Origin of the sequence: Luteolibacter arcticus, assembly GCF_025950235.1 — a bacterium.
GTDB classification, from domain to species: Bacteria; Verrucomicrobiota; Verrucomicrobiia; order Verrucomicrobiales; family Akkermansiaceae; genus Haloferula; species Haloferula arctica.
This window is the reverse complement of sequence record NZ_JAPDDT010000014.1, coordinates 1-11,456: the sequence shown is the minus strand read 5'-3', so window position 1 is coordinate 11,456 and position 11,456 is coordinate 1. Positions and strand designations below refer to the sequence as shown.

12 protein-coding genes are annotated in these 11,456 nt (G+C 61.9%); 7 read left to right on the top strand and 5 right to left on the bottom strand.

Annotated elements, in window-relative coordinates:
* Positions 1–14: 14 nt before the first annotated feature.
* Complete coding sequence (locus OKA05_RS22605; RefSeq protein WP_264489474.1) at positions 15–2,264, top strand: hypothetical protein; 2,250 nt, start codon at positions 15–17, stop codon at positions 2,262–2,264.
* A gap of 69 nt (positions 2,265–2,333) precedes the next feature.
* Here OKA05_RS22605 and OKA05_RS22600 read toward each other — a convergent pair whose 3' ends face one another.
* Positions 2,334–3,539 carry a hypothetical protein gene (locus tag OKA05_RS22600; protein WP_264489473.1) on the bottom strand — a complete coding sequence of 402 codons (1,206 nt, stop codon included), beginning with the start codon at positions 3,537–3,539 and terminating at the stop codon, positions 2,334–2,336.
* 125 nt (positions 3,540–3,664) lie between these two features.
* Between OKA05_RS22600 and OKA05_RS22595 the strand changes: the two genes are divergently transcribed.
* From OKA05_RS22595 to OKA05_RS22580, 4 genes are all read left to right on the top strand, one after another.
* Positions 3,665–4,159 (top strand): hypothetical protein, encoded by a 495-nt coding sequence (locus OKA05_RS22595; protein ID WP_264489472.1) that lies wholly within the window; start codon positions 3,665–3,667, stop codon positions 4,157–4,159.
* Between the two features lie 46 nt (positions 4,160–4,205).
* On the top strand, positions 4,206–4,502 hold the full coding sequence (locus OKA05_RS22590; protein WP_264489471.1) for a c-type cytochrome: 297 nt from the start codon (positions 4,206–4,208) through the stop codon (positions 4,500–4,502).
* The gene (locus OKA05_RS22585) at positions 4,499–5,122 is read left to right on the top strand and encodes a LysE family translocator (protein WP_264489470.1); all 624 of its coding nucleotides are present in this window, start codon (positions 4,499–4,501) and stop codon (positions 5,120–5,122) included. The genes OKA05_RS22590 and OKA05_RS22585 overlap by 4 nt, the downstream gene beginning before the upstream one ends.
* 92 nt (positions 5,123–5,214) lie before the next feature.
* Entirely contained in the window at positions 5,215–5,844 is a 630-nt protein-coding gene (locus OKA05_RS22580; RefSeq protein WP_264489469.1) for a L,D-transpeptidase, read from the top strand.
* Between the two features lie 80 nt (positions 5,845–5,924).
* On the opposite strand, the gene OKA05_RS22575 is transcribed toward OKA05_RS22580, so the two are convergent.
* On the bottom strand, positions 5,925–6,389 hold the full coding sequence (locus OKA05_RS22575) for a hypothetical protein (RefSeq protein ID WP_264489468.1): 465 nt from the start codon (positions 6,387–6,389) through the stop codon (positions 5,925–5,927).
* A gap of 130 nt (positions 6,390–6,519) precedes the next feature.
* Between OKA05_RS22575 and OKA05_RS22570 the strand changes: the two genes are divergently transcribed.
* Entirely contained in the window at positions 6,520–6,804 is a 285-nt protein-coding gene (locus OKA05_RS22570) for a 4a-hydroxytetrahydrobiopterin dehydratase (protein WP_264489467.1), read from the top strand.
* 155 nt (positions 6,805–6,959) lie between these two features.
* On the opposite strand, the gene OKA05_RS22565 is transcribed toward OKA05_RS22570, so the two are convergent.
* Together OKA05_RS22565 and OKA05_RS22560 are read right to left on the bottom strand one after the other, a co-directional pair.
* Complete coding sequence (locus OKA05_RS22565; RefSeq protein WP_264489466.1) at positions 6,960–7,601, bottom strand: transposase; 642 nt, start codon at positions 7,599–7,601, stop codon at positions 6,960–6,962.
* 248 nt (positions 7,602–7,849) lie between these two features.
* Positions 7,850–8,632 carry a VC0807 family protein gene (locus OKA05_RS22560; RefSeq protein WP_264489465.1) on the bottom strand — a complete coding sequence of 261 codons (783 nt, stop codon included), beginning with the start codon at positions 8,630–8,632 and terminating at the stop codon, positions 7,850–7,852.
* A gap of 267 nt (positions 8,633–8,899) precedes the next feature.
* Here OKA05_RS22560 and OKA05_RS22555 point away from each other — a divergent pair, with 267 nt between their 5' ends.
* On the top strand, positions 8,900–10,492 hold the full coding sequence (locus tag OKA05_RS22555) for a peptide chain release factor 3 (protein ID WP_264489464.1): 1,593 nt from the start codon (positions 8,900–8,902) through the stop codon (positions 10,490–10,492).
* 71 nt (positions 10,493–10,563) lie between these two features.
* Here OKA05_RS22555 and OKA05_RS22550 read toward each other — a convergent pair whose 3' ends face one another.
* The gene (locus OKA05_RS22550) at positions 10,564–11,223 is read right to left on the bottom strand and encodes a hypothetical protein (protein WP_264489463.1); all 660 of its coding nucleotides are present in this window, start codon (positions 11,221–11,223) and stop codon (positions 10,564–10,566) included.
* Positions 11,224–11,456 lie beyond the last annotated feature (233 nt).

The following is an 11,456-nucleotide window of genomic DNA, read 5'->3' as shown; positions in this document are numbered from 1 at the left end:
ACCCGATGTAACCCGTGATCAAGACGACCTATCCAAGGCCGGGAGCCCTGTTAACGGCAGGCCTTCTCCTCTGCGCCTCCTTCACCACCATCGCACGCGGCGACACCTTCACCCAGACCGTGTGGGATCAAGACTGGAACGCCCTCATGTGGGGCACCCCGGCCGCCGCACCCGCCACCGGACACAGCTATGTCTCCGCCACCGGGGGCAACAATACCTTCCGCATCTCCGCCAACGGAGCCGCCTCCACCTTCGGCGGCAGCTCGCTCACCGTCTCCAGTGGCACCCGGGCACTGATGAAAAACCAGAACGGGGCGATTTCGACGGTCAACGGAGACCTGACCCTGAGCGGCGGCCGACTGTCGCACGGTCCCAACGGACCCGCTTCCCACGCGGCAACGCTCGATGTCTTCAACTTCATCGTCAACGGGTCCACTGCCTCCGTCATCGATCCCAGCAGTACGGTCACCACTCTCACGATCGATGGCACCCTGACGGGCACCGGTGACCTGACGATACGGCCGGAGAACGGCACCAATGCCCGGAACGTCAAAATCACCGGAATCAACAATTACACCGGGGTCTTGACGGTCCAATCCCCCATTCAATTCGAGCTCGGGGCTGGCTACACCTTCACCAATACCCTGACTCTTCAAACCACCGCGAAGCTCAATGTGACGCAGTCCCTCACCATCGAGGAGGGCAAGCTGGTGGCAAACGGGGTGACGATCCCAGCCGGGACTTACACGGGTGCCGGCCTTACCGGACTCGGGGCCAATTTCGTTAATGGCGGCGGCACGCTGACCGTGACGCTGAAGGACACCGATGCCGACGGGCTGCCGGACTACTTTGAGGATCTCATCATCAACACGGATACAGGAGATGCGGTCGATGACTACGACGACATCGCCGGGCCGAACAACGCCCCGGCCACCACGGACTTCGACGGCGATGGCAGGTCCGACGCCGCCGAATACGCGAGTGGCGTGCTTGCCAATCAAAGCAGTCCCGTCAATCCCGATACGGATGGCGACGGTCTGCTCGACGGACCCGAAGCGGCGGGCACCGACAATAACAACGTTTCCACAGGCTTCGGCCCCACCAAGCCGAACCTCAAGGACAGCGACGCCGATGGATTCGATGACTCCGTCGAGCTGCGCTACGGCTTCAATCCGAACGACGGCAACATTATCCCGGGAAGCGCGGTCACGATCGTCAACGGCAGCTTCGAGGAGCCAGTGATCGCGGCCAACGTGGGAGCCCCCTTCTCCGGCGGCACCGTCCCGGGCTGGTCGGTCCAAGAGAACGACTTCTATGTGGTCCGCGCCTTCGACTTCACGGACGTGGTCAATCCGACAGGGCCGAAGCACGGCCTCCAGTTCGCCACGGCCGACCGCCGGGCACCGAACCCCGATGTCGAGCCGACCACCTTCCCGCAAGGCATCGAGGCCAGCATGGGCATGAAGCAGGACATCGACGTCTCTTCCTTTGCCGCGGCGATCGATGCCGGTGACCGGACCTTCATCCTAGACTACGAATTCCGGGACAGCGACACGGCCGATCACGCCGTCATCACCCTTCAGTTCCTCAATGGCACCGGCACGGACTTAGGCCGCAGCTCAACCTTCACCACGCCGAACGGCGCGGCGGATTGGGTGCACAAGCGTCAGGTCGGTTTCCCGCCGGTCGGAACACGCACGGTCCGCCTCACCGCAACCGTCATCAAAGTTCAGGCAGGAACGTCCTCCATCCGGAACGTCCACTTCGACAACTTCACCGCACGGCTCGTCCACTTCGACTTCGACAACGACGACATGCCCGATGACTGGGAACTCCTCTACAGCCTCAACCCGGAAGACGGCAGCGACGCGGCCCTGACCTTCGAAGACGACCTGACCAACCTCCAGGAATTCCAGCGTGGCACCAATCCGAACCTGCCCGACACAGACGGCGACGGGATCGACGACGACGATGAGGTGACGAACGGAACCGACCCCACCGATCCCAATTCGCCGGGCGCCAACCCCCAAGTGACCAACGTCATCGCCACCAAGGATGGCACCGGCCAGATCACTAAGTTCGAAGTCGTGGTCAGTGGGCTGGTTCCGGGCAGGACTTACACGCTGTTCCGCGGCACCGACCTGATCACCTTCCCGACCACCGTGGATACCCACGCGGCCACGGGAGCGACGGATACCTTCACCGACCTGACGCCGCTGCCATCCGGCACGTCTTCCAAGGCATTCTATCGCTTGCAGGATTGAGTTGGGCGAGTCCGGAAAAAGGCGCGGGTGTGCTCCTGCCACCCGCGCCATGCCGGCGGCGAGATCCGCTCACTCCCCGATTATGTCCTTGCGCATGACCTCCACGCGCGCGGGGTCGAACTTCTCGATATGACGGAACAGGCCGGTCATCCCCGCCTCACGCAAGTCGGAAGGGGGCAGCGACTTCAGCACGTCCGACATCGTCGCGCCGTTGGTCGCGGCCCAGCGCTCGAACTGCGCCGCGACTTCGCCGGAAGGCCAAGTCGTGCCGAGACTCTGCGCGAATTCATCGAGAGAGCCACCGTTGCCCGCCGCCACGGCAGCGCAGAAGCTCTTGAAATCCTCCCCCTTCATCCAGCTCTGGCCGCCCACCTTGCTCCAGGCATTCGCCGCCTTCTGCGGGTCGAGGTTGCGCATGTTCCGGACATTCGAGATCCAGCCGATGCGCGCCCCGGTGGCCAGTTCGTCGCTGTCGTCCGGCAATGAGGCCAGCCACTCGCTCGCTCCTTCGAGGCCATCGGAATAGACCTTGTCGAGCATCGCACCACCCACGCAATCGGCGAGCTGCTGGGGATCCAGCTTGGCACTCTGCAGCCAAGCGGTCGCGGCCATCGGATCGGCATTGAGCCACCCGACGAGCAACGGCCGGTAGGCATTCATGCCGCCGAACTCGCTCTGGTGTTCTTCCACCCAAGCCAGCGCCTTTTCCGGCTCGGAGGTCCCCCAGCCCGTCATGAGGCTGATGAGATTTCCATGACTGCGATCCGGCGGAGCAAATTGCAGCCACTCGTTGAGCGCATCTCCACCGGCAATCTGGCCCCAGCGCATCGCAAAGGCGGCATACTCGTCGCCGAAGTAGCGGCCGTCGCGCTCCAGTGATTTGAAGTGATCGTGGATCGCCCGCGCGTCCTCAGGACGCAGCTTTTCCATGAGCAGGCGGAAATCGCGCTGCCGACGGTGAAAGAGCGAGTCATCGAGCGTGGTGACCGCCGCTTTCACGAAGGCAGGGTTCGGCTTGCCGGGCTGGGCCGAGGCATCCATCTCGCTCATCCATGCCAGCAGGCGCTGGCTGCGCGGATCGCTTACCATGGCCAAGCGGTCGGACGGTGCTCGCGGCGCCGACTTGCCATTGCGCGGTGCATCCTCAGACGAGCTTTTTCCTCCGGCTTCCTCCAGAGCCCGGCCGTTCATCCATGCCTTGGTCCATCCCGCGCCCGCCAGCACGAAGCCCCCGACACACAGCCACGACAGGGAACGCCGGGATAACTCCTTCATGTCTCTCACGCTAGGAACCTGCGTGGTGCCGTCAATTCGCTGCGCAAACGTTCGTGTCATCGAGGCCACGATGCAGGGAATCTGTGTCCTTCCCTTCCGCCCGGCATCAGCTACCGTCCCGGGTGATGCCGCCGTTCGATTCCACTCACGTTTCCAAGCTGATCATCTGGATGGTGATCTTCGCGTGGCCGATCGGCTTGACGCTGGCGTGGATTTGGCGACGGCGCTGGCTGGAGCGTTACGAACGGCTCGGCGAATCGACCTCGGAGGAGATGCTCGCCGAGCTGGAGAAAGCCTGGGCGACGCGGCGCAGCCTCTTGATCCGCACGCCCACCGAGTACCTGCCGTTCGTCTTCGAGCGGATCCGCGAGGTCGTGGACAGCGGCTTTGAAGACAAGCAGATGCTCTCGCTGCTCGAACGGATCGATTACCATCGCCCCTACGAGGTGCGGCAGGCAGTCTTCCCCGTGGAAGTGAAGGGCCGCACGGTGGACCTGCACTTGAAATGGTCACGCGACGAAGGCGACCGGATCCGCCTCCGCGTGACCGCCGCCCCGGCGATCATCCGCGCGCTGCGGGAACAGAAGAAGAAGATCCCGAAGGTGGCGATGGCGGACTAACAGAATCAATTGCGTGATGCCTTCCGGTTTCCCTAGCTTCCCCCCAATGAGAAACCTCCCTCTCCTGTTCACCTGCGTGTTGCTGGCATCTTGCGCCGCTACGAAAACCGCGCCGGTGCCCGATGTGGCGATGGCCACGCGAAGCGGGCAGAACGTCGAATCCCTCCAGCGGGGCCATGCCGTCTACGTGGCTCACTGCGGCCGCTGCCACGAACACATTCTCCCGAAGGACGTGAGCAAGGAAGACTGGCACGTGGTGGCACCCGGCATGGCGTGGAATGCCGGGATATCCAAGGCCGACGAAAAGGCACTGACCGCTTACCTGCTGGCCGCGACGAGGTGAATCCCGCGCTCGAACTCGCGGCTTTCGCCGGATTGATGGCGCTGGGGCAATTCAGTCCCGGGCCGGACATGATCTTGCTCACCCGCACCGCGCTCGCCGAGGGCGCGAAGGCCGGGGCCATCATGGCGCTGGGGATCGCCACTGGCCTGACCGTGCATGCGTCGATCGCGGTGGCGGGCTTGGCGGTGGCTTTCGAGCAAAGCCCCGGGCTGCGTCGGTCGATTTCGTGGGCGGCGGCGGCTTATTTGCTATGGCTCGCGTACTGCCTGCTGCGCTCGGCTTTCGCTACTTCCGCCGCCGTCGATGAAAACCCCGGCAGCCCGCCCTCATCACGCGGCCCGTTTCTCCGCGGCCTGATCTGCAATCTGCTCAACCCGAAGGCCGTGATCTTCCTCGCCGCGACCTGCGCGCCCTTCCTGACCGGCGATCACCCGTCGTGGTGGCCGTTTGCGATCGCCGGTCTGGTCATCGTGCAGGGCGGCACGCTGTGGGCGCTGTGGGCCTGGCTGCTCCAGTGGCGGCCCCTCAGGTCGCGCTACGAAAAGTCCGCACGCTGGATCGACGGGATTTTCGGAATCGCTCTCGCCGCGCTGGCGGTAAAGCTGTTGGTCGCGCCGTGAAAAATCCCGTTTGCATCTGCCCTTGGATTGCCTTTCATGCGGGCAAGTCCCGTCTCAAAGACCGTTTCCATCACTTCACTTCTCTTTCCCTTATGAAATTCCCCGGTTTCCGATCCCTGTCCGCACTCCTCTTTGCCGGTGCTGCCCTCGCCCTAAGTTCCTGCACCAACACGACCCCGCGCGGCAGCGCGAACACCTCCTTCAAGTTCGACCCGCCGGTGAAGGAGACGACCAGCACAGCCAACATCCGGGTGAAGATGAGCACCGGTGCGCAGCGCTTGTATGTGGTGCAGGGCGATCAAGTCCTGCTCGCCACGCCGATCTGCGTGGGCACGGCCTCCACGCCCACGCCGCTCGGCACCTTCCCGATCCGCGCCAAGAAGGCCGAGCGCCGCCGCGCCAGCAGCCCCGGCGCCGGCTACCCGATGACCTACTGGATGGAATTCTACAGCCCCGCCTACGGCATGCACTGGGGCTTCGTGAAGCCCTACCCCGCCACCCACGGTTGCGTGCGGCTGCCGCTGAATTCGGCGCGCAAGATCTTCAATCTGGTAAAGGTCGGCACCCCGGTGGACGTCGCCCGCAGCCAGCCGTGGGATCAGACGATCGGCAAATCGCTGCCGGTGCTGGACGACAGCGCGCTGCCAAATCCGCCGATGTCCTACCTGCTCAGCCCGCAGGTCTTCCGCGACGCCCAACAGGGCAAGATGTGGAACTTCTGATCCGCCCGCCCTGCTAGGACCGCTTTTTTCCAATGCCGTGGCCGCCTGTGGGGTGGCCGCGGCATTTTCTTTTCGATCTCTTAATTGCGGCTGCGCTCCCACGAGGTGACGCGACCGTTGCGGAAGAGCACGGAGGCGCGGCGATACGGGACGTAGGTCACGTCCGGGCCGAAACCGAAGCCATAGCCATAGCCGGGATACCCGTAGCGGCCATAGCGCCCGTAGCCGTAGCCACCTCCATACCCGTAGCCCCAGCCGCCGGAGAAGGAAGTCGTGTAAACCGGCGTCGACCCGCTGTAGTCCCAGCGCAGGGTGGAGGCTCCGTTCTCACTGCCATCGTATTCCTGGCTCGGCCGGCCCCACGCGAGATACACGGCATCGGTGTTCATGCCCTTGTCGAGCTGGCCGCGGCGGACGAGCTGCTGGTGCTTCGAGGAGAGGCCTTCGAACACCGCCGGCTGGGCGGCAATCCGAGCTTCCGGAGTGGACGGAGCACAGGACACGAAAACCAGCGCCGAAAGTGCGGCGAAGAGCACGAGTTTCATGACAAACCGGATACACCCCGCGCACCTTGCGTGCAAACCCGGACGCCTCGGAAAAATTCCGCCGCAAAGTCGCTTGCCAAGCGTGAAAGGGCCGACTCAATTTCGCCTCGCAAACGTCCCTGATTTTCCCATGTCCGACCTGCTCGAAGACGAAGACCTTTCCGCCGCCCTCAAAAAGTGCCCCGAGTGGGAGTACGAAAAGAATGCGATCACCCGTACTTTCGAGTTCGAGGAGTTCATGGATGGCATCGACTTCGTCAACAGCGTGGCCGATATCGCCGATGAGGCGCAGCACCATCCGGACATCCGCATCAACTACACCAAGGTGACGCTCAAGCTCACCACACACGATGCCGGTGGCGTGACCGAAGCCGACGTCGAGCTCGCCCAGCGGGTCGACAACCTGGTGGACTGAACCCAACCGGACGTTTCCCGTTTTTGAAAAGGCCCGCCCTGTGCGGGCCTTTTTCATGGTGGTCCGCACGCTCCGCGTGCGGTGGCCCGAAGCACCCGGAGGGTTTCCCAACCACCTTGCAGCTTTCTTTCTGCACGCGGAGCGTGCGGACCACTTCACGGCCGCACCCAGTGAACGAACTCTCCCGGTCTCAGCTTCACCGGGTTTCCAGCGATGTAGCTGCGCAGTTTGTGAAACGCAGCTTCGCTCCTGACCAGATGATCGCAGCTCTCATCCTGCCAAAACCTCCCTCGCCGACCGAGGTGCCGATTGATCCGGCTGGCGGACCAGTGCTTCCACGATTCGACCTGCTGGAGCATCTGGTCCCGCGGAATCCCACCGACCAGCACATGAACATGATTCGGCATGATCGCGTAGTCGCCGAGCAGGTAGCGATCAGCATCGAAATAATGCAGCGCTCCGGCGACGATTGCCGCGCATTCCGGAATGCGGAGTGGACAAGCCCCGTGACATGAGTCGAGTTCGCGTTCCAAGGCCCTGGAGAAGCTGCGGAAATCACGATGCCGCTCTTCGGGCAGCGCTTCGACCTGCTTCCGCCAGTCCGCATCCTCCGGGTCGATCCCGTTTTCGCGGAGCCAGCGGGATCGCTGCCAACGCCAGCGTGTCCAGACGTCCTTCGGAATGGAATCCGCAGTCCGCCAGGTGATGAAGTACGTCGCCCCCTCCTGATCCCAGTGGGGCAGATGCCCCTTGGTGACGGATACTGGGATCGAGGGATCGAAGAAGCGAAAATCCATTGGGGTAGTTTGGATCACCTACCACAAGCGATTCGCGGAGGGCCAGAAGGACTTTGCCGTAGCAGCCCCATAGTGGTCCGCACGCTCCGCGTGCGGGAAGAAGCCGCTCTCGCGGCAAGTTGGCAAACCCTTCGAATGCTTCGGGCCACCGGATACGGAGTGTGCGGACCACCATGAGGGCTGCCCGGAATCGCCAGAATTCTACAATCCACCAAGTGCTTCATCCCGCACGCGGAGCGTGCGGACCACTATCGCGGCAGCATCAGCTCCTTGTCGTCCATGCCGGTCAGCTCGCGCAGGCCCTTCAGCAGCCGCGTGAGGATCAGGAACAGAATCGCCATCACCGGCACGCCGATGACTGCGAAGCTCCAGCCGGTGAGCTTGCCCACGATACCGTTGTAGTTCTCCAGGGCGTCCGGTGCCATGGCGTCGAAGTCGCGGAAGAACCACAGCGCCAGCCCGAGATTCATCAGCGCGCTCAGCACGAAGGACCCGGCGAAAAACCGCGTCGCCTGCAAAAGCAGCCGTTGATAGCCGCCTTCCACTCCTTGCTGCGCCACCCGCTGCTCGATCTTCGGGATGTCGAAGATCGAGTCATTGTAGAGAAACACCCGGATCAAGGGGCTGGCCGACTTGTGCGAAGTCAGGATCGCCACCGCCAGCACCAGCGGAATGGACGCTTCCTTGATGCCGAAGAGCAGGCCGGCATTCGGCTTCACGGTGCCGTCGGCATTCCACAAATACAGCGTCAGGCCGCCGGTCAGCAGCACCGAGATGAAACCCAGCGCGGAAAAGACGTTGCCCTTCCGCGTCTTCACGAAATGCCAGATGCCGTAGCCGAGCGGCGGCAGCAGCGCCAGGATCATGGCCCACAGCGGGCCGATGTGCCATGGCCGCACCGGCTTGCCGAGCTTCAGCTGCACTTCCGGGTCCTTGCTCAGGTAGCTGAGCACCAGCACCGGGATCAGCACGTTGATCAGGATGTTCGCGAGCGGATGCTCCTGCGGCGTCTTGGCCTTGGGGTCGGGCATGGGATTCGCCGGGAGACAAGCCGCTGACCCGCCGCTTGCAAACGAAAAAGGGCCGCCGCTGCCGCCCTCCGCAGGGAGCAGCGGCGAGAAGGGGAACAACGAAACGAGCGAAAGTGTCGAAAAAAGGAGAGGAGCTCCGGTGGCCCGGCACGGAAGATCTCCCCAATTTTTCGCGAAATTTCGTCCCTTTCGTTGTTCCCGCCCGCATTTCCCGCCTCGCGCTTGGGGGTTGCCCGCCGCCCCGCGGGCTGCTTCCCTCCGCCCGCCGTGTCCGTGTCCCATCCGTCATCCATCCGCCGCACGCTCGCCATCATCTCCCACCCGGATGCGGGTAAGACCACGCTCACGGAGAAATTCCTGCTCTACGGCGGTGCCATCGACCTCGCCGGCTCGGTCACTTCGCGCCGCGACCGTCGCCAGACCACCTCCGACTGGATGGAGCTGGAAAAGCAGCGCGGCATCTCGATTTCCTCCACCGTCCTTCAGTTCCAATACGGCGGCTTCCACGTGAACCTGCTGGATACGCCGGGTCACGAAGACTTCTCCGAGGACACCTACCGCGTGCTCACCGCCGTCGATGCCGTGATCATGGTCGTGGATGCCGGCAAGGGCGTCGAAGCCCGGACCCGCAAGCTTTTCGAAATCTGCCGCCTCCGCGGTATCCCGATCTTCACCTTCATCAATAAGCTCGACCGCCCGACCCGCTCGCCGATCGACCTGGTGGATGAAATCGAAAACGTCCTCGGCATCGCCTCCCACCCGATGAATTGGCCGCTCGGCGATGGCCCGCGCTTCCGCGGCCTCATCCAGCGGCGGGATGGACAGCTCAATCTCTTCGAGAAGACCAAGGCCGGCGCCTACCGCGCGCCCGTCTCGGTGATGGGCCTGATCGACCCCGCCGTGCGCGAGCACGTCGATTCCGACCTCGTGGACAAGGCGATCGAGGAAATGGAGCTGCTCGACATCGCCGGCGCGCCCTTCGATCTGGAGCGCGTGCTGAAGGGCGAGCTGACGCCGGTCTTCTTCGGCTCCGCGGCGAACAACTTCGGCATCCAGCTCCTGCTCGATGGATTCCTCGCGATGGCCCCCGAGCCCGCCGGCCGCAAGTCCGGCGAAACGATGATCGAGCCGGAGGACAAGCGCTTCAGCGGCTTCGTCTTCAAGATCCAGGCGAACATGAACCCGAAGCACCGGGACCGCATGGCTTTCATCCGCATCGTCTCCGGCAAGTTCGAGCGCGACATGCAGGTCTGGCACGGCTCCGCGGCCAAGCAGATCCGCCTTTCGAATTCGCAGAAGCTCTTCGCCCAGGAGCGCGAGATCGTCGATGAAGCCTTCGCCGGCGACGTGGTCGGTCTGGTGGGCAACCAGCCTTTCGAAATCGGCGACACGCTGACCTCCGATAACGCGATCAAGTTCGACGAGATCCCGACCTTCCCGCCCGAGTGCTTCGCGAACATCCGCGGCCGCAGCACCGCCACCGCCAAGCGCTTCCGTGCCGGCATGGACCAGCTCGTCCGCGAAGGGGTCATCCAGCTCTTCGAAACCGCGGGCGGCTCGGCCTCGCTGCTCGGCGCCATCGGCCCGCTGCAGTTCGAGGTGCTCAAGTACCGCCTCGAATCCGAATACGGTGCCGAGGTCATCGTCGAGCATTGCCCATGGCAAGTCATCCGCTGGCTGATGAAGCACGACGAGCCCGTCACCGGCGAATACGCCCCCACCGACGACCTCCCCGGCGGCTGCGCCCTCGCCAAGGACTCCGCCGGCCACTGGGTCGTCCTCGCCGAAGCCGAATGGGCCCTCCGCAGCTTCAAGCGCTACCACGAGCAGTGGGAACTCGCCGAGCGGCTGGTGAAGTAAGTAGCGCCTGCCCCCGTGGTCCGCACGCTCCGCGTGCAGCTGCCCGAACAGCCATTGGTTGGCATGTGAGTTCATTTTTTTCTGAAAGGATCATCATTATTGCTATCTGAGGCCTTTTTTCTTAGAGAGACATTGATATCCTTTAATTTTTTCGCGTCATTGACCAATTGCAAACTACAACTCGGCATAACATCATATAATAACTTGTCTGATTTCTCCGAATGGCAAAATAGTTTACCCTCACCCACAACCTCTCCGCCTTCGTCAAAAAGCACGCAAAGCCAAAAACCATCCGTCAACCACAAGCATTCAATTTGCTCCTTCACTGCAACCTCATAGACAATCACCCAATCCAGCAACCCTTCTCGACCAAACTTAAAAAACGAAGCATAAGCAACATTCTTGGGAATTCCTGAAATAAGACATGGAGCCCTTCTCGCGGCCGATCCTTTAGTTATCGTTAGCACTTCGATATTTTGATCATTGAGAGACCACACATTAGAAACGGAAGCCGCCCAAGAATCTTCATCGGATCTAATTATCTCCAAAATCACATGGTTTTTTTGGGAGTTCAATTTTTTGGCATCATCCAAAGACAAAAAATCTTCCGCGACTTCATCATAAACAAGCAATTCTACTCTGCCCACCTCATGCCGATTTTGATCCGCTTGACAGACCCCACACACAAAAAAAGTAATTAATGAAAGGTAACGAAATGCGCTCATATTCATAATATTCAATTATAAGAATCCCGGCCATTTTCATTTTTTACATTCAACTGTAACCGTCTGACCACACTTGGGGAGATCAGAACCTATCGGAGGTTCGCCATTTCTATATTCACTCAAGTCCCATGCTCTTCTATATAGCCCATTCGGGTCAGTCCCGAATGGCGCTAACTTAAGGCGGATTTGTGAGCCGTGATGAACTACTGGCATTCTAGTAGCTGCTTGCAAACAATGAC